A 25,467-nucleotide genomic window follows, 5' to 3' on the forward strand; every position below is an offset into this window, starting at 1 on the left:
AGGCGCACCATGGCGTTCAACGTCTCCGCCAGTTCCATCCGCCAGCCGGTTCCGGCCATTGTCCTGTTCGTGGTGCTCTGCTTCCTCGGCTGGATGAGCTACACCAACCTGCCGATCACCCGGTTCCCGAATATCGACATTCCGCTGATCCAGGTGACGGTGACCCAGTCGGGCGCCGCCCCTGCCGAGCTTGAATCCCAGATCGCCAAGAAGATCGAGGACGGCGTCGCCAACATCACCGGCGTCAAGAACGTCATCACCAATCTGACCGATGGCTCGGCCGTCGTGACCATCGAGTTCCGCCTGGAGGTCAACACCGACCGGGCGCTGAACGATGTGAAGGACGCGGTCGCCAAGATCCGTGCCGACCTGCCGCGCAATATCGACGAGCCGATCATCCAGCGACTCGACGTCGAGAACCAGGCCGTCATGACGGTCGCGGTGGCGACACCCTCGCTGACACTCGAGCAATTGTCGTGGTTCGTCGACGACACGGTGAAGCGCGAGGTCCAGGGTCTGAAGGGCGTCGGCCGCGTCGAGCGCAATGGCGGCGTTCTGCGCGAGATCCGTGTCTCGCTCGATCCCGACCGGCTGATGGCGCTCGGCATCACGGCTGGCGACGTCAACCGGCAGGTCCGCGCAACCAATGTCGATCTCGCCGGCGGACGCGGCGATATCGGCGGCCAGGAGCAGACGATCCGCACCTTGGCCGGCGCGGCCAATGTCGAACAGCTTGCCGGAACCAAGATCGTGCTGCCAGGTGGCCGCGAGGTCAGGCTCTCCGATCTCGGGACCGTCAGCGACCTCTATGAGGAGCCGCGTGCCTTCACGCGGCTCAACGGCGACATCCCGACCGTCGCCTTCCAGGTCTTCCGCTCCAAGGGGGCGTCCGACGCCCGCGTGGCGGCTTTGGCGCGCGCCCGTGTCGACGAGCTGCGCAAAGCCAATCCGAACATCACCTTCAGCGAGATCGACAATTCGGTGAACTACACCGAGGGCAATTTCCATTCGGCGATGACCATGCTGCTGGAAGGCGCCGGCCTCACCGTCATCGTGGTGTTCCTGTTCCTGCGCGATCTCCGCGCAACCCTCATCTCGGCCTTTGCCCTGCCGCTCTCCATCATCCCCACCTTCTGGGCAATGGAGCTGATGGGCTTCTCGATGAACCTCGTCTCGTTGCTCGCCATCATCCTGGTGACCGGCATTCTGGTGGATGACGCCATCGTCGAGATCGAGAACATCGTCCGGCATATGAAGATGGGCAAATCGCCCTATCGCGCCTCGATGGAGGCCGCCGACGAGATCGGGCTGGCGGTCATCGCCATCTCACTGACCATCGTCGCCGTCTTTGCGCCGGTCTCGTTCATGGGCGGTGTTGCCGGCCAGTATTTCAAGCAGTTCGGCCTGGTGGTTGCGATCGCGGTGTTGTTCTCACTGCTTGTAGCGAGATTGGTCACGCCGATGATGGCGGCCTATTTTCTCAGGCCGCACGCTTATCACGAGCCCAAGGACGGCGTGCTGTTGCGCGCCTACCTGAAGTTCCTGTCGGGCACGATCCGCTTCCGCTACCTCACCCTGCTCGCCGGCATCGGCGTCTTCGCCCTGTCAATCTGGGCGATCAAGTTCCTGCCAACCGGCTTCATTCCCTTTCCCGACGAGGCGCGCTTCGTTGTCTCGGTGGAATTGCCGCCAGGCTCGACGCTGGAGGATACCCGCAGGCGCACCGACGATCTCGCCAAGCTGATCCGCAAGGAGATTCCGGAGGTCCAGTCCGTGCTGGTGGTCGGCGGGTCGAACCCGATCGGCACCCGCGAGATCCGGCGCGCCACCGTTATCGTCCGGCTCCAGCACAAGACCGAGCGCACCCGTTCTCAGAGGCAGATCCAGCAGGCGGTGTCGCCACTGTTCAACCAGATCCCGGATATCCGCGCCTGGTACGTCAATGATCGCGGTGAGCGCGAATTGTCGATCATCGTACGCGGCACCAATGCCGCCAATCTGTCGAAGGCGGTTGCCGATATCGAGGCGCAGATGCGCCAGATCCCTGGCTTCGTGAACGTCGCGGCCACAGCGGGTCTCGACCGGCCGGAGATCCGTGTCGTGCCGCGCGCCGACGAGGCCGCACGCTATGGCGTGACGACCGACCAGATCTCAGAGGCCGTCCGCATCGCCACGATCGGCGACATCGCAGCCAATCTCGCCAAGTTCAATGCGGGCGACCGGCAGATCCCGATCCGCGTCCAGCTGGAGACCACGGCACGCACCAGCACCGACACCTTGTCGGCGCTGACAGTCACCACCGCGACCGGGCAGCAGGTGCCGCTGACCGCGGTGGCCGACATCAGCTTCGGCCAGGGCCCCTCCTCCATCGAACGCTACAACCGCGTCCGCCGCGTCAATATCGGCACCGACCTGACCGGCGGAATCGAGATCGGCCCGGCGCTTGAGCAGGTCTTCGCGCTGCCGGCGGCGCAGAACCTGCCCGCGGGCGTGTCGTTCCAGCGCGGCGGCGACGCCGAGGTGATGGCGGAAGTGTTCCAGGGCTTCGCCATTGCCATGGGCACCGGCATCCTGATGGTGCTGGGCGTGCTGGTCCTGCTGTTCCACTCGTTGTTCCAACCGCTGACCATTCTGATGTCCCTGCCGCTGTCGCTCGGCGGCGTGATCATCGCGCTGCTGCTGACCGGCAATGCCATCTCCATGCCGGTGGTCATCGGCATCCTCATGCTGATGGGCATCGTCACCAAGAACGCCATCATGCTGGTCGACTTCGCGGTCGAGGAAGTGCGCGCCGGCGTGCCGCGCCGGGAGGCCATCCTCGATGCCGGGCGCAAGCGCGCGCGACCCATCATCATGACCACGCTTGCCATGGCGGTCGGCATGGTGCCGCCGGCACTTGGCATGGGTGACGGCGGCGAGTTCCGCGCGCCCATGGCGATCGCAGTGATCGGCGGCCTGCTCGTCTCGACCGTGCTCAGCCTCGTCTTCGTGCCGTCGTTCTATACGGTGATGGACGATGTCGGCCGGTTCTTTGGCTGGGTGTTCGGCCGCTTTGTCGGCAAGGCCGACGAGGGCGACGATCAGCCGACGGCGCCTGACCATGGTCATGGAACGTCGCCATCAGCGCCTCAGCCGGGCACGATCCGGATGGCCGCCGAATAGAGGCTCTCCGGCCTCGGCCGGAGCGATGGAAGAGCCTGGTGCCGGCAGGTCCGCCCCTGCTGTCGCCGGGCTCTTTCGCTTTTGATATGCCGGCTAACGAAATAACCCCGCCGCTCCATCCACCTCTTCGACGACGAAGCGATAGGCCTGGTCGACGCGGGCGATGCGCCGGGTGTCGACATGGGCAACCAGGTGATAGGTGCGGTGGATGCTGATCGCCGGCAGGATGCGCACGAGGTCCGCGACGTCGCGGGCGGCGTAGTTGTGCAGGATGCCGACCCCGACGCCAGCGCGCACCGCCTCGAACTGCGCCGAGACGCTGGCGCATTCGAGCCGCCGCTGGCCGGCGTCGAAAGCCGGTTGGTAGTAGATCTGCGCTTCCGAGTAGTGGAGATCCATCACCGAGCTGACCAGCAGGTGCCGCTTCAGACCGGGCTCATCCTCCGGCGCGCCATGACGGTCGAGGTAGGTCCGCGCGGCGTAGAAGCCGAGCCCGTAATCGGTCAGCTTGCGCACTGTCAGCCGGCCGTCCTTCGGCGGGTCGATGACGATGGCGAGGTCGGCCTCGCGCTTCGACAGGGACAGGGTCCGCTGCAGGGGTACGAGCTGGATCGTCAGTTGCGGATGGCGCTCGGCGAGCCGCCCGAGGCGCGGCGCCAGGAAGAACCCGCCGAAGCCTTCCGGCGCGCCGATCCTCACCGTGCCCGACACCACCCGGTCGGCCTGTGACAGACCCGCCTGGGCATCGAGCCAGGCCGTCTCCATATCCTCGGCGGCACCGAGGAAGGTCTCGCCCGCGGGTGTCAGGCTGACGCCGGCGGTTGACCGCGAGACGAGTTGCGCGCCCAGTGCCTCTTCCAGCAGGGCGATGCGGCGCGCCACCGTCGCATGGTCGAGCGACAGCGCGCGCGAGGCCGACAGGAACTGACCCGTGCGCGCAACGGCGAGAAAGACCCGGACATGATCCCAGTTCGACATGGCCGGGTGATCTTACGCCAAAATGCGCACAACGCATGCGCCATTTTGGCGCTTGGGTTCTGCACAGCTTCGCTCTAGTGCTCCACCATCCACGATAGCGGGAGGCTCCCAATGCGCAATTACGGTCATTTCATCGGCGGCAAGCACGTCGCCGGCAAGTCCGGCCGCACGGCCGATGTGTTCCAGCCGCTGGACGGCTCGGTATTCGGCAAGGTGGCCCTTGCCACCAAGGACGAGGTCCGCGCAGCGGTCGAGAACGCCGCCGCCGCCCAGCCGGCCTGGGCCGCCACCAATCCGCAGCGCCGCGCCCGCGTGCTGATGAAGTTTCTGGAACTCTGCGCCCGCGACAACGAGAAGATGGCCGAGCTGCTGGCCCGCGAGCACGGCAAGACCATTCCCGACGCCAAGGGCGACATCCAGCGCGGCCTCGAGGTCATCGAGTTCTCGATCGGCGCGCCGCAGATGCTGAAGGGCGAATATACCGACGGCGCAGGCCCCGGCATCGACATCTACTCGATGCGCCAGCCGCTCGGCGTCGTCGCCGGCATCACGCCGTTCAACTTCCCGGCCATGATCCCGCTGTGGAAGGCCGGCCCGGCCATCGCCGCCGGCAATGCCTTCATCCTGAAGCCCTCGGAGCGCGATCCGGGTGTCCCGATGATGCTGGCGGAGCTGTTCATTGAGGCCGGCCTGCCGCCGGGCATCTTCAATGTCGTCAACGGCGACAAGGAAGCTGTCGATGCCGTGCTGGACGATCCCGACATCAAGGCCGTCGGCTTCGTCGGATCCACCTCGATCGCCGAATATGTCTATGCGCGCGGCTGCGCGACCGGCAAGCGCGTCCAGTGCTTCGGTGGCGCCAAGAACCACATGATCGTCATGCCCGATGCCGACATGGACCAGGCGGTCGATGCGCTCATCGGCGCCGGCTATGGCTCGGCTGGCGAGCGCTGCATGGCGATCTCGGTCGCGGTTCCGGTCGGCAAGGAAGCCGCCGACAAGCTGATGGCCAAGCTGACCCCGCGCGTCGAGAGCCTCAAGATCGGCCCCTCGACCTCGGCCGATGCCGATTTCGGCCCGCTCGTCACCGCCCAGGCGCTGGAGCGCGTGAAGGGCTATGTCGATATCGGCGTCAAGGAAGGGGCCAAGCTGGTCGTCGACGGCCGCGGCTTCAAGATGCAGGGCTACGAGAACGGCTACTACATGGGTGGCTGTCTCTTCGACAACGTCACCAAGGACATGCGCATCTACAAGGAGGAGATCTTCGGACCGGTCCTCTCCGTGGTGCGCGCCGAGACCTATACGGAAGCCCTCTCGCTCGCCAACGACCATGAATATGGCAATGGCGTCGCGATCTTCACCCGCGACGGCGACGCCGCCCGCGACTTCGCCGCCAAGGTGCAGGTCGGCATGGTCGGCATCAATGTGCCGATCCCGGTGCCGCTGGCCTATTACACCTTCGGTGGCTGGAAGCGCTCGTCCTTCGGCGACCTGAACCAGCACGGCCCGGATGCCTTCCGGTTCTACACCAAGACGAAGACCGTCACGTCCCGGTGGCCCTCGGGCGTCAAGGACGGCGCGAGCTTCGTCATCCCGACCATGGGCTGATCCAGCGCCGGCGGGCGGGTCTATTTCAGGCCCGCCTGCCGGACGGCATCGACCACAGACTGGTTCTCGGCTGCCAGGAAGCCCGCATAGGCCTCGGGCGCCATGTCGGCGATGGTCACGCCATGCGGCTCGAGCCGCGCCCTCACGCCGGGATCGGCGAGCGCGGCCCTGACCGCGATATTCCAGCGATCGACGATCGCCGTGGGCGTCCCCGCCTTCATCACCAGACCGAACCACGATTTCGACGTGAACCCGGCCACGCCTGCCTCGGCGACCGTCGGCACGTCCGGCAGCGAGGCGAGCCTCGTCTCGTTGGCAACCGCGATTGCCCTGAGATTGCCCGAGGCCAACTGCTCGCGGACGTTCTGCAGGTCGCCGAGCATGGCCGGCACATGACCACCGATCAGGTCCTTCATGGCCGGAGCGCTGCCGCCATAGGGCACATGCATGAGCTCGATTCCCAGCCGGCGCTTGAGCACTTCGAAGCCCAGATGGTTGGAGGCTCCCCGCCCGAAGGATGCGAAGGCCGCCGTGGCACTGTTGGCCTTTGCCCATGCCGATAACTCGGTAAGTGTCCGTGCAGGTACCGAGGGATGCACCACCAGCACATGCGGGCTCGACGCCATCGGCGCCACGCCGACGAAGTCGCGGATGGGATCATAGGGCGCGCGCTCCGCCAGCAGCGGCGAGACGAGGAAACTGTTGGAGATGGCCAGCAGCGCATAGCCATCGGCCGGCATAGCGGCGACCGACTGGGTCGCGATCATCGTGCCACCGCCCGGCTTGTTTTCGATGACGATGGATGCGCCCCAGGCCTTCGCCACATGTTCGGCGACGATCCGCGTGACCGCGTCGGTCCCGCCGCCGGCCGTGAAGGGCACGACGATGCGGATGGGGCGGCCGGCTGCAGGATAGTCGTCGGCAAAGGCCGTAGAATTGGCGCAGATCGCCAGGACCAGCCCCAGAGCAAGACCCTTCATGTCGTCCTCCATCGCCGCCTCGTTCAGATCGGGCAACCTAGTCGCAAGGTTAGATCACGGGTGTCGGCCGGCGCCACCAACTGTGCCGAGCATGGAAGCCCCGCGCTGGCGGGGATGACGCAGCCGCCACGATCAGTCACCAATAGGCCCCCAAACCGATCACGAGAGATTTCCGACATGCGCATCGCCTGCGGCGGCTTCATGCACGAGACCAACACCTTCGTTCCCGAGCCGACCGGCTGGGCGAGCTTCACGCAGGAAGGCGCATGGCCCGGCTTCACGCGCGGCGGCGAAATCCTCACCAAGTTCCGCCCCTTCAACATCGCGATTGCCGGCTTCATGGATGTCGCGGAGAAGGCCGGGCACACGATCGTCCCGCTGTCCTGGTCGTTCGCCCAGCCGTCCGGCAAGGTGGCCGACAGCGTGTTCGAGCGGGCCTGTGCCTATCTCCTCGCAGACATTGCCGACACGGCGCCCGATGCGGTGTTCCTCGAGTTGCACGGCGCCATGACGGCGGAGTCCTTCGAGGACGCCGAAGGCGAGCTGCTCGCCCGCGTGCGCCGCCTCGTCGGACCCGACATGACGGTGGTGGCCTCGCTCGACCTCCATGCCAATGTCACCACCAAGATGGTCGACAATGCGAGCTTCATGTCGGCCTACCGGACCTATCCGCATATCGACTGGCTGCAGACCGGACAGCGCGTTGCCCAATGGTTCGACCGTGTGAAGGCCTGGGGGCCGCAACCGGCGCGCGCCTTCCGCCAGATCCCGTTCCTGATCCCGATCGCGTCCGGCTGCTCGATGATCGAGCCGATGAAGGGCCTCTATGCCCTGCTCGCCGAGATCGAGGCCGAGACCGGCGTCCATCTGTCGCTCTGCCCCGGCTTCCCCTCCGCCGACATCTTCGACATGGGCGCGACCGTCATCGGCTACGGCGCCGACCAGAAGACAGTGGATGCCGCCGTCGACAGGCTGACCGGCGCGGTCATCCGCTCCGAGGCGGCATTCCTCGAACATCTCGCCAAGCCGCAGGACGAGGCGCTGGACATCGCCTACAAGCGCGCCGCTGGCGCGACAAAGCCCGTGATCATCGCCGACACTCAGGACAATCCGGGCGCTGGCGGCGCATCGATGACCACCGGCTTCCTCAAGGGCCTGATCGACCGCAAGGCCGAGAACACCCTTCTGGCGCTGCTCCACGAACCGGGCATCGCCGCCACCGCGCACCAGGCAGGCAAGGGTGCGATGATCGACGTGACCTTTGCGGCTTCGGGCACCGGCCCAGGCGAGGTCCCCCTCGCCGCCCGCGCCGAGATCATCGCTCTGTCGGACGGCCGCTTCACCGGCACGGGCCCGATGGTCGGCGGCCAGCCGATCAATATGGGGCCGTCTGCCTGGCTGCGGATCGGCGGCATCGACGTGGTCGTCGGCACGGTGCGCCAGCAGCCGCACTGCATCGCGGTCTGCACCCATCTCGGCATCGACATCACCGGCTACAAGGTGGTGGTGCTGAAGAGCTCGGTCCATTTCCGCGGCGACTGGCAACCCTATGCCGATTCAGTCGTGGTTGGCGCATCGCCCGGCGCCGCGCTGGACGACACCGGCACGATCCCCTTCGTCCACCTGCGTCCGAATGTCCGCAGGCGGCCGATGTCCAACCACTAGGGTCGTCAGGCCGGCCGGCTCACCGCCACGTCGAGGCCGCGCAGCATCGGCAGCACCACGTCGATCGCCGGCGTGGCCACGCCGTTCTCGCGGCCGAAAGCCTGGACCTGGCCGACGATCGCCTCGACCTCCATGGGCCGGCCAGCTTCGACATCCTGCAGCATGGACGGCCGGCCGCCGGACTTGTTCGGCCGGGTCGGAACCGCCTTGGCGGGGTCGATGACATCGGTGAGGTCCCAGCCCATGGATTTGGCGACCTCCAGCGTCTCGGTGATCATCCGGACGCCAAGATCAGAGATGCCGGGGGCCTCGACCCAGCGGCCGAGCGGCAGGCGGGTGAGCGCCGCCAGCGGATTGGCCGCGATGTTGAGGGTCAGCTTCTCCCACATGTCGCGCCGGATATCCGGCGAAATGGGCGCATGAAGGCCCGACTTCTCGAAGATGTCGGAGGCCTCCTCGGCACGGAGGGAGGTGCCGCCGCCGGGTTCGCCGATGATCCACTTGTTGGCGGCATAATGGGTGATTATGCCGGGCGCATTGATCGCATTGGACGAGTGCACGACGCCGCCCAGCACGCGCTCCGGCCCGAGATCCCGCCACAGCACGCCTTCCGGGTCGAGCAGCTTCAGGGAGCCGTCCTCATCCATGCCGTGATGCCACCACCAGGGAATGCCGTTGGTGAAGAACAAGGCGGCGGCGCCGAGCCGCAGAAGATTGTGCAGCGGCTTGGCGATGCCCGGCAGGGAATGGGCCTTCAGCGTCACGACGACCAGGTCCTGCTGCGGCAGGGTCGAAGGGTCGTCCGTCGCCGCCGCGGGCTTGCCGCCGATCCGTTGGCCCTCGGTCTCAAGGAACAGGCCTGTGGTGCGGATGGCATCGAGATGGGCGCCGCGCGCCACCACCGAGACCTCGGCGTGACCGCCAGCGATCAGGCGGGCCGCCGCATGGCCACCAACCGCGCCCGCGCCATAGACACAGATCTTCATCATAGGCTTCTGCCCCGCGGGGGATTTGGACGAGGCTCGTCAGATAACGTTGAGTTCGAGCACCGGTTCATTGCGCAGGATGCGCTCGAAACCGAAGACCGAGAGATCAAGGCTGCGATAGCCGCCATGAACGATCAGTTCGGCAATGGCGCGCCCTGCAGCAGGCGCCTGCTGCAATCCGTGGCCCGAGAAGCCGTTGATGAACTGCAGGTTGGCGATCTCCGGATGGGGACCGAGGATGGCGTTGTGATCGAGGACATTGAAGTCATAGTGCCCGGCCCAGGCACGGATCTGCCGGAGTTCCTCCAGGGCGGGAATGCGAGCGGCCCAGGCAGGCCAGACATAGGTTTCGAACTCGTCGTGGTTCGGCTCGAAGTCGCCATAGGCCGCAGGATCGGGATCAGCCTCCCCCGGCCCCCAGCCGCCGATGATCAGATCGCGCTCGGGGCGCAGCCAGACGCCCGACGGATCGACAATCAGTGGCATCCCAGCAAGTGCGGTCGGGCATTTGGCGACGAACACCGTGCGCTTGCGCGGCTCCACCGGCAGCGGCACATCGACCGCTTGCGCGAGCCGCCCGGCCCAGGCGCCGGCCGCCAGCACCAGCGTGCCGCAACCAAAGGCGCGGCCATCGGTCAGCGTCGCCCCGGTCATCCGGTTGCCGTCACGGGTGAGGCTCGCCACCTCGCCCTTCTCGTAAATCGCGCCGGCGGCCCGCGCCGCCTTGCGGAACAGGTCAAGCAGCAGGGCTGCGTCGAACCAGCCCTCCCCGGTCCGCCCCCAGGCACCGGCTGTCAATCCATCGACTGAAAGCCAGGGAAAACGAGCAGAGAGCGCCTCAGGATCGAGCAGCAGAATGTCCGCGCCCTCTGCCTGCTGCGTGCGCCAGTTCGATTCCAGCACCAGTTTGCCGGCCTCGCCCGCCAGGATCAGGTAGCCGCCCTCGTGGAAGCCGATATCGGCATCGGCGCCGAAGCGCTCCTTCAGCGAGCGGATAATCTCGATGCCGAACCGGCTCATCCGGATGTTCTCGGGCGTCGAGAATTGCTGCCGGATCGAGGCCGCCGACAGTGTGGTCGAGGCTTGCGCATAGGTCGGGTCGCGCTCGATGACGCGCACCGTGCCGGAAAAGCCGAGTTCGGTCTTGAGAAAATAGGCCGTGCAGGATCCCATGATCCCGCCACCCACGATCAGAACGTCAGAATGTGTCACGCGCGCCCGGGGGTTCCACAGCGAATTCCAGCGAACGGACGATGGCATGTGCAGTGCAACGCGGCTAGCCTTTCGGGCACATAGCCCCCTTGCCCGGCCTCACGAGCCGCCATCCGGACCAAAACCATGACCATCCGCCCTCGCCGATCCGCCCTCTACATGCCGGGATCCAACGCCCGCGCCATCGAGAAGGCGCGCACCCTTGCAGCAGACATCGTCATCCTCGATCTCGAGGACGCCGTTGCGCCCGACGCCAAGGAGATGGCGCGTGGTCAGGTGGCTGCGGCTGTTCGGCAGGGTGGCTTCGGCCCGCGCGAGATCATGGTGCGGATCAACGGGCTCGACACGCCCTGGGGCGCGACAGACCTCGCGGAGCTTGCCGGCTGCGGCGCCGACGTCATCCTGCTGCCGAAGGTGAGCGATGCAGCCTCGCTGATCGCTACGGGCGAGGCGCTGGCCAAGGCCGGCATGGCCGACAACACGCGGATATGGGCGATGATGGAAACGCCTCTCGCCATGCTCAATGCCGGTTCCATCGCGGCCGCCGCCAGCCACCCGGCAACGCGGCTTTCGGGCTTCGTGATGGGCACCAATGACCTCGCCAAGGAGACCGGCGCGCGGATCGTGCCCGGTCGCGCGCCGATGAACGCCTGGCTGATGACCTGCCTGGCCGCTGCCCGTGCCCATGGGCTGGCCATCCTCGACGGCGTCTGGAACGAGATTGCCGACGAGGCGGGCTTCGTCCGGGAATGCCAGGAGGCCCGCGACATGGGCTTCGACGGCAAGACTTTGATCCACCCCAACCAGATCGCCCCCTGCAACGCAGCCTTCTCGCCAGCTGACAAGGATGTCGCCTGGGCCCGCATCATCATCGCAGCCTTCGAGCAGCCGGAGAATGCCACCAAGGGCGCGATCCAGATCGAGGGCCGCATGGTCGAGCGGCTCCATGCCGACATGGGCAAGCGGCTGGTCGCGATCGCCGATGCGATCGCCGCCCGCGCCTGACCCGCAAGACCACCCGTTGCCCTCGCTGCCACTTCATGACAGAGGGGAGACAACGACGAGGAACGCCATGGCCATAGCGGCCGCAGACATCGACATCCAGCAGGTGCGGCAGGCCCTCGGCACGCGATCCATCGTGCTGGTGGGTCTCATGGGCGCCGGAAAGTCCTCTATCGGCCGCAGGCTGGCCAACCGCATGGGCCTGCCCTTCATCGATGCCGACACGGAAATCGAGAAAGCGGCTGACATGACGATCCCGGAGATCTTCGCCAAGCACGGCGAAGCCTATTTCCGTGCCGGTGAGGTCCGCGTCGTTGCTCGCATTCTCGAACAGGGCCCGCAGATCCTGGCAACCGGCGGCGGCGCCTACATGAACGCCGAGACCCGGGCCAACATTCGCGCCCGCGGCTTGTCCATCTGGCTGAACGCTGAGCTCGACGTGCTGCTGCGCCGGGTCAAGCGCCGGGCCGACCGGCCGCTGCTGAAATCCGGCGATCCAGAAGGCGTCCTGAGGCGCCTGATCGACGAGCGCTATCCGGTGTATGCGGATGCAGATCTCACCGTCATGTCGCGTGATGCAACCCATGACGAGATCGTCGACGAGGTGCTGGCGGCCCTTGCGCACCACCTGCTGCCGCATGGCGAAGGACAATCCACGTGACTGCCGCAACCGCCGATGATGCGCCGACCCAGGTCCCGGTTATCCTTGGCGACCGCTCCTATGACATTCTGATCGGCACGGGGCTGATCGAGTCGGCGGGCGAGACGATTGCTGCACGCTATCCCGGACGCGCCGTCGCCGTTGTCACCGACGCCCATGTCGGGGCCATCCACGCCGAAGCGCTGGAGGCAGGGCTTGCAGGAGCTGGCATCCGCCATCAGCGCATCACCGTGCCGCCGGGCGAGGCGACCAAGCGCTTTGCCATGCTGGAGCAGGTGGTCGACGAGATCCTGGCCGCCCGCATGGAGCGCGGTGACATCGTTCTCGCGCTGGGTGGCGGCGTGGTTGGCGACCTCGCGGGCTTTGCCGCCGCCATCGTGCGGCGCGGCATGGGCTTCATCCAGATGCCGACGAGCCTTCTGGCACAAGTCGATTCCTCCGTCGGCGGCAAGACCGGCATCAACACGCGCCACGGCAAGAACCTGGTCGGCGCCTTCTACCAGCCGGGCCTGGTGCTGGCCGACACCGACGCGCTCGATACCCTCTCCACCCGCGAATTCCGCGCCGGTTATGCCGAAGTCGCCAAATACGGACTTATCGACGATCCCGCCTTCTTCGGCTGGCTCGAACAGAACTGGCGCGGTGTCTTCCAGGGCGGACGCGATCGCGTGCACGCCATCGCGGTCTCCTGCCGGGCCAAGGCCGCGGTGGTGGCGCGCGACGAGACAGAGACCGGCGACCGGGCCCTGCTGAACCTAGGGCACACATTCGGCCATGCTCTGGAATCCGCCACCGGCTATGACGGCTCGCGTCTGGTCCATGGCGAGGGCGTCGCCATCGGCATGGCCCAGGCCTTCCGCTTCTCGGCGAAGCTCGGGCTCTGCGCGGCCGATGATGCCGCCCGCATGGCCGCTCATCTCACGACGGTTGGATTGCCGACCGAACTCGCCCATATTCCCGGCGGCGTCGGCGATGTCGACCGGCTGATGACGGCGATCGGCCAGGACAAGAAGGTGTCGCGCGGCGCGCTGACCTTCATCCTGGCCCGCGGCATCGGCCAGAGCTTCATCGCCAGGGACGTCGATCCGGTTGCGGTGCGCGCCTTCCTCACCGAGGAATTGGCGCGCATCTGAAGACTGCCCCGATCGGGCATCGTGCCCCGGTCGGCGGGATAGCCGCCGCTGCGGCGGCCGAGGAGACGATGGAAGACATCATCATCAATCCCTGGCTGGCGCTGGCCATCATCGTGCTGAGCCTGATGCTGTCGGCCTTCTTCTCCATGGGCGAGACCGCCATGTCGGCGGTCTCCAAGGCGCGCATCCTGGCGATGGAAACCGCAGGCGACCAGCGGGCCGGCATCATCAACCGGCTGCTCAACACCCGCGAGCGGCTGATCGGCGCCATGCTGGTCGGCAACAATGTCGTCAACATTGGCGTCTCCGCCTTCACCACCAGCCTGCTGGTCGGCCTGTTTGGCACCGAGGGCGTGATCTATGCCACCGTGATCATGTCGATCCTCATCATCGTCTTTGCCGAGGTGATGCCGAAGACAGTCGCCATCGTCCGACCGGAACAGGTCGCGCTGAGGATCGCCCGCCCGGTCTACTGGGTGGTTGCCATCCTCGGGCCTGTCCTGTTGGCGATCGAGGCGGTCGTGCGCGCCTTCCTCCGGCTGTTCGGCCTCAGGATCAACGAGGGCCAGTCGGTGCTATCCGGGGCCGAAGAGCTGCGCGGCACGGTCGACCTGATGCACAAGGAGGGCTCGTTCGAGAAGCTCGACCGCGACATGGTCGGCGGCATCCTCGACCTCAAGGACTTGAGCGTCTCCGACGTCATGGTCCACCGCACCAAGATGGTCACCATCGATGTCGGCGACACGCCCGACAAGGTGGTGCGCGACGTGCTGGCGGCGCCCTATACCCGCATCCCGCTCTGGCGCGACACGCCTGAGAACATCGTCGGCGTGCTGCACGGCAAGGACTTGCTTCGGGCCATGGCCGCCGCCAATGGCGACGTCTCCAAGATCGACCTGACCAGCCTCGCCCTGCCCGCCTGGTTCGTGCCGGAATCGACCAGCCTGCAGGATCAGCTGAAGGCCTTCCTCCGGCGCAAGACCCACTTCGCCCTGGTTGTCGACGAATATGGCGTGGTGATGGGCCTCGTCACGCTCGAGGACATCATTGAAGAGATCGTCGGCGACATCAAGGACGAGCACGACGTGCAGGTCACCGGCGTCCGTCCGCAGGCCGACGGATCGGTCAATGTCGACGGCTCGGTCCCGATCCGCGATCTCAACCGCGCAATGGACTGGCGCCTGCCCGACGAGGAGGCGACCACCATTGCCGGCCTCGTCATCCACGAGGCGCAATCGATCCCCGAGACCGGCCAGGCCTTCACCTTCCACGGCTTCCGCTTCCATGTGCTGCGCAAGCAGAGGAATCGTATCACAGCACTTAAGATCACGCCGCTGGAGCCGAAGGCATGAGCGAGCCGTCGCCCTCCATCGCGCTGATCGCCCATGACCAGAAGAAGCCGGACATGGTGGTGTGGGCAACGCGTCACCGCGACGTGCTCAGCCGCCATGCGCTGGTTGCGACCGGCACGACGGGCACCATGCTCTTGCGCGAGCTTCCCGAGCTTTCGATCAGCCTGATGAAGAGCGGACCGCTCGGTGGCGACCAGCAGATCGGCGCGCTTATCGTCGAGGGACGGATCAGCCTGCTGGTCTTCCTGGTCGATCCCCTATCGCCTCACCCGCACGATGTCGACGTGAAGGCCCTGACCCGTCTCGCCGTGGTCTACAACGTGCCCATGGCCTGCAACCTGGCCACTGCCGACATCCTCATCGCGGATCTCGCGCGGAACTGACGTTCGGGCCAATCATTCGCCCGGCGCGCGTGCCTCGATGGCGAGTGCATGCACCCGGCCCTTGAGCTCCGCATCAAGCGTCTGGTTGACCGCGCGATGGCGATCCACCCGCGACTTGCCGGCAAAGGCCGCCGAGACGATCTTCACCCGGAAATGGGTCTCGCCGCCCTCGCGCCAGCCGCCATGTCCGTGATGGTTCTCGCTCTCGTCGATGACATCGAGCGATACCGGCGCAAAGGCCTCCGTCAGCTTGGTCGTGATGGTCGCGGCAACGGTCATGATGAACTCCAGTCCTGCCCGATATCGGTGAGATGTCCCGCCGCCGCAACCCCGTGCCGCGCCTGTCGCACGGCCGCCTTGCCCCGGATGGTGTGCCTCTGATACATCCGCCCGACGTTCAAGGGGGAACCCCATGCAGAAGTTCACAGTGCTGACCGGCGTCGCCGCGCCCATGCGCACGATCAATGTCGATACCGACATGATCATTCCCAAGCAGTACCTGAAGACCATCAAGCGCACTGGCCTCGGCAAGGGCCTGTTCTCGGAAGCGCGCTACAAGGATGACGGCACCGAGAATCCGGATTTCGTGCTCAACAAGCCGGCCTATCGCAATGCCCAGGTGCTGGTTGCCGGCGACAATTTCGGCTGCGGTTCGTCGCGCGAGCACGCGCCGTGGGCGCTGCTGGATTTCGGCATCCGCTGCGTGATCTCGACCAGCTTCGCCGACATCTTCTACAACAACTGCTTCAAGAACGGCATTCTGCCGATCAAGGTCACACCTGAGCAGCTGGAGAAGCTGTTCGAGGATGCCGATCGCGGCTCGAACGCCACGCTCACCATCGATCTCGAGGCCCAGGAAATCCGCGGCCCCGACGGCGGCACGATCAAGTTCGACGTCGACGCCTTCCGCAAGCACTGCCTGATCAACGGCCTCGACGATATCGGCCTGACCATGGTCAAGGCGAAGTCGATCGACACATTCGAACAGACGGTCTCGGCCGCCCGTCCCTGGCTTTGATCACGGGACGCAAACGATGAACCGCCGTCTGATCTCGACCGGGTCACCTTTTGAGAAGACGGCGGGCTATTCGCGCGCTGTCGTGCAGGGCGGCTTCGTCTTCGTCGCCGGCACCACCGGCTACGACTACGCGACCATGACCCTTCCCGAAGGGGTCGAGGCGCAGACGCGCAATTGCCTTGCGACCATCGCGGATACCCTGGCCAAAGCCGGCACCTCGCTCGAGAATGTCGTGCGCGTGACCTATTACATCACCGACGCCGCCGACGCGGACAAGGTGTTCCCGATCTTCGGCGAGGTGTTCGGCGACATTCGTCCGGCCTCTACCCTGCTCGTCGTCGCTGGCCTGCTGAAGCCGGAGATGAAGATCGAGATCGAAGCCACCGCCATGCTGCCGGCCGCGCATCCCTGACGCAGCCTCCCTCAGACGTCCGGATCATCATGACCACGCCGAAGCCCCCAAGCCTTGCTGATCTGCGGGGCGAGATCGATCGCATCGATGCCGCCATGCACGATCTCCTGATGGAGCGCGGGCGCATCATCGAGACCCTGATCGAGGTCAAGAAGACCGCCGAGACCGGCTCGGCCTTTCGCCCGGCCCGTGAGGCCGATGTGGTCCGCCGCCTGGTCAAGAACCATCAGGGCCTGCTGCCGGTGGAACTGATCGTCCAGATCTGGCGGCAGATCATCTCCACCTTCACCTATGTCCAGTCGCCCCATTCGGTCCATGTGGTGATGGGCCCGGAGCAGGAGGACGCCCGCGGCCTCGCCCGCTTCCATTTCGGCTTCGGCGTGCCGCTGGTGAAACATTCCAGCGCCGGTTCTGTCGTCTCGGCCATCGGCCGCGAGCGCGGCGATCTCGGCCTGATCGGGCTTGGTGCAGCTGCCGAGCCCTGGTGGGAGAAGCTCGGTCACGAGGGCCAGCCGATCGGCATGGCGACCGCCCCGGCGATCGCGCGGGCGGCAAGCCCCCGCCCGCCGCAGGCGCTTGTCATCGGCCATCCCTCGATCGACACCGCCGGGCTCGACACCCGCCTCGTTGCGATCCGCCTGCCGGCCCCGCCGAAGGTCTCCGTCGACGCGGTGATCGCCCATGCCGAGAAGGACGGGAAGCACTATGTGCTGGCCTGGGGGCCGCGCGAGGCTGACGAAGCCGAGATCGCCCGCGATGTCGCATCCGGCCAGACAGTTGAAGAGGCGCGCACGGTCGGCTACACCGCGAAGCCTATCGCGGCCTGACGTCCCGAAGCCGCGGCTTTCCCGGTGTTCTCATGAGCAGTTCCGCAGCCTCGCGTCCCGTTCCCCGTCCCGGTGTCATGGCGATCGAGGCCTATGTGCCCGGCAAGTCGGGCGCGCCCGGCGCCGCCAAGGTGTTCAAGCTGTCGTCGAACGAGACGCCGCTCGGCGCGAGCCCGGCCGCGATCAAGGCCTATGCCGACATTGCGAGCAAGCTGGAGCTCTATCCCGAGGGCACATCCGCGGCGCTGCGCGAGGCGATCGGCAAGCTCTACGGGCTCGATCCTGCACGCCTGATCTGCGGCTCGGGCTCGGACGAACTCCTCTCGCTCCTGACCAATGCCTATATCGGCCCAGGCGATGAAGGCATCTTCACCGAGCACGGCTTCCTTGTGTACCGGATCGCGATCCTGGCGGCCGGCGGCACGCCGGTCGTGGTCAAGGAGCAGAACCTCCAGACCGATGTCGACGCCATCCTCAAGGCGGTGACGCCGAAGACGAAGATCGTCTATCTGGCCAACCCCAACAATCCGACCGGCACCTACATCCCGTTCGACGAGGTCAAGAGGCTGCATGCCGGGCTGCCGAAGAACGTGCTGCTGATCCTTGACGCCGCCTATGCCGAATATGTCCGCCGCAACGACTATGAGAGCGGGCTGGAACTGGTCGCCTCCAACGAGAACGTCGTGATGACCCGCACGTTCTCGAAGATCTATGGCCTGGCGGCCCTGCGCATTGGCTGGCTCTACGGGCCAGAGCATCTGGTCGATGCGTTGAACCGTATCCGCGGCCCGTTCAATGTCAGCGCGGCGGCGATTGCCGCCGGCGCGGCGGCGATCGAGGACCAGGCCCATGTCCAGATGGCTCTGGAGCACAACGACCGCTGGCTGCCCTGGCTGACCGCCGAGATCGAGAAGCTCGGTCTCACAGTCACGCCGTCGGTCGGCAACTTCATGCTGATCCACTTCCCCACGACCAGGGGCCGGACGGCCGATGAGGCCGACGCCTTCCTCGTCTCGAAGGGCCTCGTGCTCCGCAAGGTCGGCGCCTACGGCTTGCCGAACGCGCTGCGGCTGACCATCGGCACCGAGGAGGCCAACCGCCTGCTGGTATCCACCCTTGCGGCCTTCATGGGCGGCAAGGCGGGGTCGTGAGCACCGAGGCTCTGTTCGGCCAGGTCACGCTGATCGGCATCGGGCTGATCGGCTCGTCGATCGCGCGCGCGCTCAAGGGCGTGAAGCTCGCCGATCGTGTGGTGGCCGCCGACCTGTCGCCCGGCGTGATCGCGCGGGTGACCGAACTCGGCATTGCCGACGAGGCGACAACCGATCTTGCCGCTGCTGTCCGCCAGGCCGATCTCGTCATCTGCTGCGTGCCGGTCGGCGCGATGGGGCTGGTTGCCGAGGTCATCGGCCCGCATCTGAAGCCGGGCTGCATCGTCTCAGACGTCGGGTCCACCAAGGGCTCGATCGTCGCCCAGATGGCGCCGCACATGCCGGCGGGCGTCCATCTGATCCCGGCCCATCCCGTGGCGGGCACCGAGCATTCCGGCCCGGATTCAGGGTTCGCGGCACTGTTCCAGGACCGCTGGTGCATCATCACGCCGGTTCCGGGCAGCGATCAGGCGGCCGTCGACAAGCTCGCGGCCTTCTGGCAGGCGCTGGGCTCCAAGACGGAGGTCATGGCGCCCGATCACCATGATCTGGTGCTCGCCATCACCAGCCATGTGCCGCATCTGATCGCCTACAACATCGTCGGCACGGCTTCCGATCTCGAGCAGGTCACCGAGAGCGAGGTGATCAAGTTCTCGGCCGGCGGCTTCCGCGACTTCACCCGCATCGCCGCCTCCGATCCGACCATGTGGCGAGACGTGTTCCTCCACAACAAGGAGGCGGTGCTGGAGGTTCTGGGCCGCTTCACCGAGGACCTGATCGCGCTCCAGCGCAACATCCGCTGGGGCCAGGGCGACCAGCTGTTCGACCTGTTCACCCGGACCCGCGCCATCCGCCGCTCGATCATCGACCAGCGGCAGGATACTGCCGATCCGGACTTCGGTCGCGGACGCAAATGACCCTGACCGCCGACGCCATCATCCGCCTGCTCGACCTCCAGCCGCATCCCGAAGGCGGCTACTTTCGCGAGACATTCCGGGACGTTGCGCCCGATGGCGGGCGCGCGGCCTCGACGCTGATCTACTTCCTCCTGAAGCGCGGCGAACGCTCGCACTGGCACCGCGTCGATGCGGTCGAGACCTGGCATGTCTATGCCGGGGCGCCGCTGCGCCTCTCGATGGCCGCGACCGATGCCGGCCCGGTGACCGAGCTGATCCTCGGCTCCGACCTCGCCCGCGGCGAGCGGCCGCAAGGGGTCGTGCCGACCGATCACTGGCAGGCCGCCGAGAGCCTTGGCGACTGGACCCTGGTCGGCTGCACCGTCGCTCCGGGCTTCGACTTCGCCGGCTTCACGCTGGCCCCGCCGGGCTGGGCACCGGGGGCCTGATGGCGGAGCTGTCGTGGAACAGGACGGAGACCTCTCTCCGGCTGATGATCCATCTTTCAAGGAGTTGGCGGCCATGACGGCGGACACGTCCCGGACCTTGCCGGACATCGCTCTCGTCCGTGACCTCGAAGAGCGGCTGTTCAACGCCTGGCCGGCGCTGCAGACCATCTATATCGACGGCTGGCTGCTCCGCATGGCCGATGGCCACACAAAAAGATCCAATGCCGCCAGCCCGCTTTTTCCGTCGAACCTGACGGGTGAGGAACTGATCCGTCACGTCCGCACTTTATACCGCAAGGCCGGTATCGAGCCAATGGTGCGCATCACGCCGCTGGCGAGCCCGGGCATCGACGAGGCCTTCGCCGGCGCCGGCTGGACCATCTACGACGAGACCCATGTGATGACCGCGCCGCTCGCCGAGCGGATCAAGCTGACCGGATCCACCGAAGCCTCAGTCGTGCTCTCCGAGGAGCCGTCGCAGGCCTGGGTCGAGGGCGCGGCCGAGGCCTATGAGTTCGCCGATTGGCAGCGCGAGGTGCTCGGCCGGATCGTCGCCAGCATTCGGGTCGAGACGGCCTTCGCGACCGTCTATGTCGATCGTCAGCCGGTCGGCTACGGCCTCGGCGTGACCGATCGCGGCTATGTCGGCCTCTACGACCTGGCGGTGACGCCCGCCGCCCGCGGCACGGGCGCAGGCTCGCGCATGATCACGTCGCTGATGCACTGGGGCCGCTCGCATGGCGCTCATACCGCCTATCTGCAGGTGCGCGACACCAACCTGAAGGCCCGCGCGCTCTATGGCCGACTCGGCTTTTCGCCGGTCTATGGCTATCATTGCCGCCGCCAGCAGGCTGCATCCCCGGTGTGACCGGTCAGGCCTTGCGCCGCAGCATGTCCTTCGACGCGATCAGCGATCCGGCGACGATCAGCGCCACCGCAAGCGCCAGCACCGGGCTCGGGCTGGCATAGCCGAAGGCCACCAGCGCAAGCGTCGAGAGCACAGGCGCTGCATAGCTAGCGGCACCCAGCACCTGGATGTCGCCGCGCTTCATGCCGAGATCCCAGAGGTAGAAGGCGGCGCCCACCGGCCCAAGGCCCATGGCGACGATCGCCAGCCATTCGAGCGTCGATGCCGGCCAGACAGTCGTCTCGAAGGCGAGATGGCAGAGTGCTGCCAGCAGGGCTGTTGCCAGACAGAAGCCGGACACGGCCTCGGTCGGCACGTCGGCGATCAGCCGCGCCGTCACGGAATAGATCGACCAGGCCAGCGCGCAGCCAAAGGCCGCCGCATAGCCGAGGACATGGGCGCTCTCGAAGCCGGCACCGAGCCCGCCGCGCGCAGCTATCAGCACCACCGTGCCGGCAAGGCCGAGCAATGCGCCAAGCACGTGGTGGGCGCTGAGGCGATGCCCCGGCAGCAGCGCCGAGAACACGACGATCAGCAGGGGCCAGAGATAGTTCAGGAGATTGGCTTCGGCGGCGGGGGCAAAGCGCAGCGCCGTGAAGTAAAGCGCGTGATAGCCGAAGAGCCCGGCCACACCGTGAAGCCAGACGATGGGCGGCTGCCGGGTGAGGACACCGAGGCCGCCCGGGCGCCGTGCCACCAGCACAAGCCCGACCACGGCTCCGACGGCGAAGGTCATGGCTGTCAGCTGGAAAGGCGGCACCGTGCCGGACGCAGCCGTCAGAAGCGCGAGCAGGCCCCAGAGGCCGATGGCGCCGAAGCCGAGGAAGGTCGCGGCACGGGAGGAGGTCATGCGCGAAGGTCCACCGGCGTTCAGGCCCGCGCTGCGTCCCGCCAGAATGTCGGGGCGGGACCAGGAATCAGGACGACAAGCGTCGGATCAGCGGCGGCGCTGCGGGCCACCCGGACGGGCGGGACCACCGGGGCGCGGGCCGGGAGCGGGGCTGTCGCCCTTGTGGCGGAACACGAGACGGCCCTTATCGAGATCGTAGGGCGTCATTTCCACGGTCACGCGGTCACCGACCAGCGTCTTGATACGGTTCTTCTTCATTTTCCCGGCCGTGTAGACGACGACCATGTGGCCATTGTCCAGCTCGACGCGGAAACGCGCGTCCGGCATGACTTCCGTCACCTTGCCTTCGAAATTGAGGACGTCTTCCTTCGCCATCGGCAATTCATCCCTTGAGCGCGCCGAGTGCTACGGCGCAAAAGAACCCCGGCCACAGCGAACGAGTCGCCGCGACCAGGGTTCGGGTCTTATAGAATTTGTTGACGCGAAACTACCCTCAGGCCGCCGGTACATCCATGGTCGGCAGGAAGACGTCTCGCGTCGGGATCAGGCCTCGACCTTCAGCTGGTCAGCAGCCGACTTGCCGGTACGGCGATCGGCGACCACTTCGAAGGAGATCTTCTGGCCTTCACCAAGGTCATAGAGACCAGCGCGCTCGACGGCGCTGATGTGGACGAACACGTCGGGTCCGCCGCCGTCGGGCTGAATGAAGCCGAAGCCCTTTTGGGCGTTGAACCACTTCACGGTGCCGGTAGCCATAGGTGTAACCTTTCAGGGTAGATATAGGTAGTGAGCAGCCATCCCCGAAGGAAGTGCGCCCGGTATATCGACGTTAGGGATGGTGAGGTCGTCAGCGGTAGCACCGACCGCGGACGGGGTGCGGGCCAAGTCGTTCGGCCGAAACTCGATGGACCCTAGGTAGACGTCATATGCGTCAAAAATAAGGCAGAGGCCGTGCCCCATCAGCCAAATGTCAGGTCAGCCGGCTCTGCCTGAGCATCTCGCTTTGCTCCAGCAGCGGATAGGCCGTGGCGATGATATGGGCCGAAATCCGCTTCAAATCACGCAAAATATCGAGGTGGACACCGCTGACCTCGTAGCTTTCGCGCTTCCCGTCACGAACGCGGGCGAAGTGCCGCTCGGTCGCTTCGCGCTCGCCATTGCGAAAAAATTCCTTGTCCTCGACCAGTTTGCGTGCGGCGCCGACATCGCCGCCGGTGAACACGGCGGTCGCCAGTTGCAGGTCCTCCAGCAGGCGCTGGTGCATGGTGTCGATCTCGGCAAGCGCATCCGGCGGCAGGGTCAGCCGGTTCTTGATCTGCTTGGCGGCGAGCTTCATCAGGCTCTTCTCCACGACATCGCCGACATGTTCGAGATTGATCGCATAGGCGAGGATATCGGAGAGGCGGCGCGTCTCGGCTTCCGTCAGCGTCTCGCCGTCCACCGCGGAGAGATAGCTCTCGATCGCGGCATGCAGCCGGTCGAGGATATTGTCCATCTGGCCCACCTCGCCGACGCGCTTGCGGTCGCCGGACTGGAACACGTCCTGCGATCCCCTGAGCATGGCCTCCACCACGTCGCTCATCCGGAGTGTCTCGCGCACCGCATTGGCGAGCGCGACCGCCGGCGTATCGAGCGCCGAGGAGGACAGGTATTTGGGTGTCGAGGGATCGTCCGCCTTGAGCGTCTTGGGGAACAGCGCCACCAGGGCGCGGGCGACCAGCGGCAGGAGACCGATGAAGGCCGCCGCCAGAACCAGGTTGAAGCCAAGGTGGAAGCTTGCCGCGACCGCGCCGGCGCCGAGACCGAGGCTGGCAAGCCAGGCCGACAGCACGCCGAGGAACGGCAGGGCTGCGCCACAGCCGATCACGCGGTTGGCGAGATTGCCGGCGGCGAGGCGAAGCTTGGCGGGATCGCCGCCAATGCTCTCGATCAGCGGATTGAGCGCGCTGCCGAGATTGGCGCCCAGCACCATGGCAAGCGCCGCCGGACCCGAGACGATGCCGGCCATGGCGAGCGACATGATGAACAGCACCACCGCGACGCTCGAATGCGCCGCCCAGGTGAGCAGCGCCGCCATGGCGAGATTGAGCAGGGGATCGCGGGTCAGCGCCGCGAACAATTCGCGCACCGCCGGCGCACCCTCCACCGGTCGCATGGTCTCGGCCAACAGATGCAACGCCAGCAGCATGAGGCCGAGGCCGATGGCGGCCCGGCCGAGATCGCGCACCCGCGTGCGCTGGCCCCGGCGGAACGCCACAAGACCAAGGAAGATGAAGACCGGGAAGACCAGCGAGACATCGAAGGAGAAGACCTGGACGATGATCGCCGTGCCGACATTGGCGCCCAGCATGAGGGCCAGCGCCGGCACCAGGCGCACCGACCCATGCGAGGCGAACGAGGTCGCCAGAAGCGCGGTCGCCGTGCTGCTTTGCAGCGCTGTCGTCACCGCGACGCCCGAGATGAAGGCCGAGAAGCGGTTGCGCAGGCCGACCGCCAGGACCTGCCGCAGCTCCGTGCCAAGCGCCCGCATGACGCCCGAATGCACCATGTGAATGCCCCAGAGCAGCAGCGCGACATCGCCGAGAAGGCGGATGATGACCTGGGTCGCCGTCATGTCTGTTCCCGGGGGCGGAGAGGCGTGAACCGACACATTGGCCGCCAATGGCGGCAAAGTCACGACCACTGTCATAAAACTGTCATATGCGGGAGACTGTGACGCGCACCGGACATCTCCCGCGGCATCTCTCCTGCCCCCATCCTGAGGTGCCCGTGAGGCGACAGCCGAACGGGCCTCGAAGGACCCGCCTCCACCCGGCGCAGAAGAGGTCCTTCGAGGCTCGCTTCGCTCGCGCCTCAGGATGAGGAAGGGAGGGATGCCACCTGATGCCGCGCCGCGTGTTTCTCGCCGTATCTCCATTCGTCATGCCCGCCCATGTGGCGGGCATCCACGCCTTCTATGCACGGACAAAGGAAGGCGTGGATGGCCGGGACAAGCCCGGCCATGACGCGGAGAGAGACGGAACAGCCTGAGTGAGTAACGCGCCCCGCCCTCACCTCACATCATCAGCCCGCGCGCCATCACCGCGATCCCGCCGATGACGATCACAGTCTCCAGCATCAGCGTGTGCAGGCGCACCGGCAGCCGGTCGAGGATCCATTTGGCGACGAAGGCGCCGGGCACCGTGGCGCAGCCCACCAGCAGCGCGAACATCAGTACCGGCGTGGGGAGCGCGTCGTTGTAGCCAAAGGTCAGCGCCTTCGCGATCCCGATGACGATGGAGATGGCGGCGTCGGTGGCTATGACGGCGGCGCCTGTCAGGCCCGCCGACATCAGGAACGACACGAGGATGACCCCCGCGCCTGTCGAGGCACCAGTGACGAAACCATAGGTGCCGCCGGCCGGAATGAGCTGCCAGCCCTGCAGGCGGAAGCCGACGCTCTGCAGCCAGCGGCGCAGCGGCACCAGCACGATCAGCATGGCGCCGATCAGGATCGACGCGCCCCGCGTGTCCAGCCGCGTGAAGCCATAGGCCGAGATCATCACCAGAGGCACCGCCGCCGGCAGCATCAGCGCAACCTTCTGCCAGTCGACGGAGGCCCGCATGGCCGCGAACCGGCTGACATTGGTGAACAGGGCCGAGACCGCGATGACCGGCACGACATTCTCCGCCCCGATGACCGGCACCAGCACCAGAGGCAGGAGCAGGCCCGTGCCATAGCCGGCCATGCCGCCGATGATCGCCGCGCCAAAGGCGGTACCGGCGACCAGCACCGCCTGGATCAGGCTGACATCGGAAAGCGCGAAGGCCATGGGGGATAGGCTCGGTTCGAGCGG

The 25,467-nt window shown here is 66.4% G+C and carries 26 protein-coding genes; 16 read left to right on the top strand and 10 right to left on the bottom strand.

Annotated elements, in window-relative coordinates:
• The first annotated feature begins 9 nt into the window (after positions 1–9).
• Entirely contained in the window at positions 10–3,162 is a 3,153-nt protein-coding gene (locus E8L99_RS02815) for an efflux RND transporter permease subunit (protein WP_137098121.1), read from the top strand.
• 93 nt (positions 3,163–3,255) lie between these two features.
• On the opposite strand, the gene E8L99_RS02820 is transcribed toward E8L99_RS02815, so the two are convergent.
• Positions 3,256–4,140 (bottom strand): LysR family transcriptional regulator, encoded by an 885-nt coding sequence (locus tag E8L99_RS02820; RefSeq protein WP_137098122.1) that lies wholly within the window; start codon positions 4,138–4,140, stop codon positions 3,256–3,258.
• A gap of 111 nt (positions 4,141–4,251) precedes the next feature.
• Here E8L99_RS02820 and E8L99_RS02825 point away from each other — a divergent pair, with 111 nt between their 5' ends.
• Positions 4,252–5,748, top strand: a complete 1,497-nt coding sequence (locus E8L99_RS02825; RefSeq protein ID WP_137098123.1) for a CoA-acylating methylmalonate-semialdehyde dehydrogenase — start codon at positions 4,252–4,254, stop codon at positions 5,746–5,748.
• Between the two features lie 20 nt (positions 5,749–5,768).
• Here E8L99_RS02825 and E8L99_RS02830 read toward each other — a convergent pair whose 3' ends face one another.
• Positions 5,769–6,728 (bottom strand): Bug family tripartite tricarboxylate transporter substrate binding protein, encoded by a 960-nt coding sequence (locus tag E8L99_RS02830; RefSeq protein WP_168201534.1) that lies wholly within the window; start codon positions 6,726–6,728, stop codon positions 5,769–5,771.
• 177 nt (positions 6,729–6,905) lie between these two features.
• On the opposite strand from E8L99_RS02830, the gene E8L99_RS02835 reads away from it, so the two are divergent.
• Positions 6,906–8,393 (top strand): M81 family metallopeptidase, encoded by a 1,488-nt coding sequence (locus E8L99_RS02835; protein WP_168201535.1) that lies wholly within the window; start codon positions 6,906–6,908, stop codon positions 8,391–8,393.
• A 5-nt stretch (positions 8,394–8,398) separates the two neighbouring features.
• Here the strand turns inward: E8L99_RS02835 and E8L99_RS02840 are convergent, their stop codons facing one another.
• Together E8L99_RS02840 and E8L99_RS02845 are read right to left on the bottom strand one after the other, a co-directional pair.
• Positions 8,399–9,382: a ketopantoate reductase family protein gene (locus tag E8L99_RS02840; RefSeq protein WP_137098126.1), complete on the bottom strand. Its 984-nt coding sequence runs from the start codon at positions 9,380–9,382 to the stop codon at positions 8,399–8,401.
• A 36-nt stretch (positions 9,383–9,418) separates the two neighbouring features.
• A complete protein-coding gene (locus E8L99_RS02845) occupies positions 9,419–10,639 on the bottom strand; it encodes an NAD(P)/FAD-dependent oxidoreductase (protein WP_137098127.1) in 1,221 nt (406 codons plus the stop codon).
• 78 nt (positions 10,640–10,717) lie between these two features.
• Between E8L99_RS02845 and E8L99_RS02850 the strand changes: the two genes are divergently transcribed.
• The 5 genes from E8L99_RS02850 (at position 10,718) to E8L99_RS02870 (ending at position 15,122) form a co-directional block, all read left to right on the top strand.
• Entirely contained in the window at positions 10,718–11,596 is an 879-nt protein-coding gene (locus E8L99_RS02850) for an HpcH/HpaI aldolase/citrate lyase family protein (protein WP_137098128.1), read from the top strand.
• A gap of 67 nt (positions 11,597–11,663) precedes the next feature.
• Positions 11,664–12,254 (top strand): shikimate kinase, encoded by a 591-nt coding sequence (locus E8L99_RS02855; protein WP_137098129.1) that lies wholly within the window; start codon positions 11,664–11,666, stop codon positions 12,252–12,254.
• On the top strand, positions 12,251–13,387 hold the full coding sequence (aroB, locus tag E8L99_RS02860; protein ID WP_137098130.1) for a 3-dehydroquinate synthase: 1,137 nt from the start codon (positions 12,251–12,253) through the stop codon (positions 13,385–13,387). Before E8L99_RS02855 ends, aroB begins: the two co-directional genes overlap by 4 nt.
• A gap of 68 nt (positions 13,388–13,455) precedes the next feature.
• Positions 13,456–14,739 (top strand): HlyC/CorC family transporter, encoded by a 1,284-nt coding sequence (locus tag E8L99_RS02865; RefSeq protein ID WP_137098131.1) that lies wholly within the window; start codon positions 13,456–13,458, stop codon positions 14,737–14,739.
• Complete coding sequence (locus E8L99_RS02870; protein ID WP_137098132.1) at positions 14,736–15,122, top strand: methylglyoxal synthase; 387 nt, start codon at positions 14,736–14,738, stop codon at positions 15,120–15,122. Before E8L99_RS02865 ends, E8L99_RS02870 begins: the two co-directional genes overlap by 4 nt.
• Before the next feature lie 12 nt (positions 15,123–15,134).
• On the opposite strand, the gene E8L99_RS02875 is transcribed toward E8L99_RS02870, so the two are convergent.
• The gene (locus E8L99_RS02875) at positions 15,135–15,401 is read right to left on the bottom strand and encodes a BolA family protein (RefSeq protein WP_137098133.1); all 267 of its coding nucleotides are present in this window, start codon (positions 15,399–15,401) and stop codon (positions 15,135–15,137) included.
• Between the two features lie 133 nt (positions 15,402–15,534).
• On the opposite strand from E8L99_RS02875, the gene leuD reads away from it, so the two are divergent.
• From leuD to E8L99_RS02910, 7 genes are all read left to right on the top strand, one after another.
• Complete coding sequence (gene leuD / locus E8L99_RS02880) at positions 15,535–16,140, top strand: 3-isopropylmalate dehydratase small subunit (protein WP_137098134.1); 606 nt, start codon at positions 15,535–15,537, stop codon at positions 16,138–16,140.
• 16 nt (positions 16,141–16,156) lie between these two features.
• Complete coding sequence (locus tag E8L99_RS02885; protein WP_137098135.1) at positions 16,157–16,552, top strand: RidA family protein; 396 nt, start codon at positions 16,157–16,159, stop codon at positions 16,550–16,552.
• A gap of 29 nt (positions 16,553–16,581) precedes the next feature.
• Positions 16,582–17,379 (top strand): chorismate mutase, encoded by a 798-nt coding sequence (locus E8L99_RS02890; RefSeq protein WP_137098136.1) that lies wholly within the window; start codon positions 16,582–16,584, stop codon positions 17,377–17,379.
• A gap of 32 nt (positions 17,380–17,411) precedes the next feature.
• Positions 17,412–18,530, top strand: coding sequence for a histidinol-phosphate transaminase (gene hisC, locus E8L99_RS02895; protein ID WP_137098137.1), 1,119 nt, complete (start codon positions 17,412–17,414; stop codon positions 18,528–18,530).
• Positions 18,527–19,447: a prephenate/arogenate dehydrogenase family protein gene (locus E8L99_RS02900; RefSeq protein WP_137098138.1), complete on the top strand. Its 921-nt coding sequence runs from the start codon at positions 18,527–18,529 to the stop codon at positions 19,445–19,447. Before hisC ends, E8L99_RS02900 begins: the two co-directional genes overlap by 4 nt.
• Positions 19,444–19,875 (top strand): cupin domain-containing protein, encoded by a 432-nt coding sequence (locus E8L99_RS02905; protein ID WP_137098139.1) that lies wholly within the window; start codon positions 19,444–19,446, stop codon positions 19,873–19,875. Before E8L99_RS02900 ends, E8L99_RS02905 begins: the two co-directional genes overlap by 4 nt.
• 73 nt (positions 19,876–19,948) lie before the next feature.
• Positions 19,949–20,743, top strand: a complete 795-nt coding sequence (locus E8L99_RS02910; protein ID WP_137098140.1) for a GNAT family N-acetyltransferase — start codon at positions 19,949–19,951, stop codon at positions 20,741–20,743.
• Positions 20,744–20,747: 4 nt separating this feature from the next.
• Here the strand turns inward: E8L99_RS02910 and yddG are convergent, their stop codons facing one another.
• The 4 genes from yddG to E8L99_RS02930 form a co-directional block, all read right to left on the bottom strand.
• On the bottom strand, positions 20,748–21,632 hold the full coding sequence (gene yddG, locus E8L99_RS02915) for an aromatic amino acid exporter YddG (RefSeq protein WP_137098141.1): 885 nt from the start codon (positions 21,630–21,632) through the stop codon (positions 20,748–20,750).
• Positions 21,633–21,719: 87 nt separating this feature from the next.
• On the bottom strand, positions 21,720–22,007 hold the full coding sequence (infA, locus tag E8L99_RS02920; protein ID WP_137098142.1) for a translation initiation factor IF-1: 288 nt from the start codon (positions 22,005–22,007) through the stop codon (positions 21,720–21,722).
• 168 nt (positions 22,008–22,175) lie between these two features.
• Complete coding sequence (locus E8L99_RS02925; protein ID WP_137098143.1) at positions 22,176–22,388, bottom strand: cold-shock protein; 213 nt, start codon at positions 22,386–22,388, stop codon at positions 22,176–22,178.
• A 214-nt stretch (positions 22,389–22,602) separates the two neighbouring features.
• Positions 22,603–24,246, bottom strand: a complete 1,644-nt coding sequence (locus E8L99_RS02930; protein WP_137098144.1) for a Na/Pi cotransporter family protein — start codon at positions 24,244–24,246, stop codon at positions 22,603–22,605.
• Positions 24,247–24,515: 269 nt separating this feature from the next.
• Between E8L99_RS02930 and E8L99_RS23680 the strand changes: the two genes are divergently transcribed.
• Entirely contained in the window at positions 24,516–24,662 is a 147-nt protein-coding gene (locus tag E8L99_RS23680; protein WP_168201536.1) for a hypothetical protein, read from the top strand.
• 25 nt (positions 24,663–24,687) lie between these two features.
• On the opposite strand, the gene E8L99_RS02935 is transcribed toward E8L99_RS23680, so the two are convergent.
• Positions 24,688–25,443: a sulfite exporter TauE/SafE family protein gene (locus tag E8L99_RS02935; protein ID WP_137098145.1), complete on the bottom strand. Its 756-nt coding sequence runs from the start codon at positions 25,441–25,443 to the stop codon at positions 24,688–24,690.
• Positions 25,444–25,467: the final 24 nt, after the last annotated feature.

The sequence above is a fragment of the Phreatobacter aquaticus genome (assembly GCF_005160265.1).
In the GTDB taxonomy this organism is placed as follows: domain Bacteria; phylum Pseudomonadota; class Alphaproteobacteria; order Rhizobiales; family Phreatobacteraceae; genus Phreatobacter; species Phreatobacter aquaticus.

Excerpts from the sequence above, each read along its gene's own strand:
- infA (WP_137098142.1), bottom strand. The coding sequence starts at position 22,007 with ATGGCGAAGGAAGACGTCCTCAATTTCGAAGGCAAGGTGACGGAAGTC.
- E8L99_RS02825 (WP_137098123.1), top strand. The coding sequence starts at position 4,252 with ATGCGCAATTACGGTCATTTCATCGGCGGCAAGCACGTCGCCGGCAAG.
- E8L99_RS02865 (WP_137098131.1), top strand. The coding sequence starts at position 13,456 with ATGGAAGACATCATCATCAATCCCTGGCTGGCGCTGGCCATCATCGTG.
- E8L99_RS02890 (WP_137098136.1), top strand. The coding sequence starts at position 16,582 with ATGACCACGCCGAAGCCCCCAAGCCTTGCTGATCTGCGGGGCGAGATC.
- E8L99_RS02870 (WP_137098132.1), top strand. The coding sequence starts at position 14,736 with ATGAGCGAGCCGTCGCCCTCCATCGCGCTGATCGCCCATGACCAGAAG.
- E8L99_RS02840 (WP_137098126.1), bottom strand. The coding sequence starts at position 9,382 with ATGATGAAGATCTGTGTCTATGGCGCGGGCGCGGTTGGTGGCCATGCG.
- E8L99_RS02930 (WP_137098144.1), bottom strand. The coding sequence starts at position 24,246 with ATGACGGCGACCCAGGTCATCATCCGCCTTCTCGGCGATGTCGCGCTG.
- E8L99_RS02830 (WP_168201534.1), bottom strand. The coding sequence starts at position 6,728 with ATGAAGGGTCTTGCTCTGGGGCTGGTCCTGGCGATCTGCGCCAATTCT.
- E8L99_RS23680 (WP_168201536.1), top strand. The coding sequence starts at position 24,516 with ATGCCGCGCCGCGTGTTTCTCGCCGTATCTCCATTCGTCATGCCCGCC.
- yddG (WP_137098141.1), bottom strand. The coding sequence starts at position 21,632 with ATGACCTCCTCCCGTGCCGCGACCTTCCTCGGCTTCGGCGCCATCGGC.
- E8L99_RS02850 (WP_137098128.1), top strand. The coding sequence starts at position 10,718 with ATGACCATCCGCCCTCGCCGATCCGCCCTCTACATGCCGGGATCCAAC.
- leuD (WP_137098134.1), top strand. The coding sequence starts at position 15,535 with ATGCAGAAGTTCACAGTGCTGACCGGCGTCGCCGCGCCCATGCGCACG.
- E8L99_RS02855 (WP_137098129.1), top strand. The coding sequence starts at position 11,664 with ATGGCCATAGCGGCCGCAGACATCGACATCCAGCAGGTGCGGCAGGCC.
- E8L99_RS02815 (WP_137098121.1), top strand. The coding sequence starts at position 10 with ATGGCGTTCAACGTCTCCGCCAGTTCCATCCGCCAGCCGGTTCCGGCC.
- E8L99_RS02885 (WP_137098135.1), top strand. The coding sequence starts at position 16,157 with ATGAACCGCCGTCTGATCTCGACCGGGTCACCTTTTGAGAAGACGGCG.
- E8L99_RS02875 (WP_137098133.1), bottom strand. The coding sequence starts at position 15,401 with ATGACCGTTGCCGCGACCATCACGACCAAGCTGACGGAGGCCTTTGCG.
- E8L99_RS02845 (WP_137098127.1), bottom strand. The coding sequence starts at position 10,639 with ATGCCATCGTCCGTTCGCTGGAATTCGCTGTGGAACCCCCGGGCGCGC.
- E8L99_RS02835 (WP_168201535.1), top strand. The coding sequence starts at position 6,906 with ATGCGCATCGCCTGCGGCGGCTTCATGCACGAGACCAACACCTTCGTT.
- E8L99_RS02910 (WP_137098140.1), top strand. The coding sequence starts at position 19,949 with ATGACGGCGGACACGTCCCGGACCTTGCCGGACATCGCTCTCGTCCGT.
- E8L99_RS02925 (WP_137098143.1), bottom strand. The coding sequence starts at position 22,388 with ATGGCTACCGGCACCGTGAAGTGGTTCAACGCCCAAAAGGGCTTCGGC.
- E8L99_RS02905 (WP_137098139.1), top strand. The coding sequence starts at position 19,444 with ATGACCCTGACCGCCGACGCCATCATCCGCCTGCTCGACCTCCAGCCG.
- E8L99_RS02935 (WP_137098145.1), bottom strand. The coding sequence starts at position 25,443 with ATGGCCTTCGCGCTTTCCGATGTCAGCCTGATCCAGGCGGTGCTGGTC.
- hisC (WP_137098137.1), top strand. The coding sequence starts at position 17,412 with ATGAGCAGTTCCGCAGCCTCGCGTCCCGTTCCCCGTCCCGGTGTCATG.
- E8L99_RS02820 (WP_137098122.1), bottom strand. The coding sequence starts at position 4,140 with ATGTCGAACTGGGATCATGTCCGGGTCTTTCTCGCCGTTGCGCGCACG.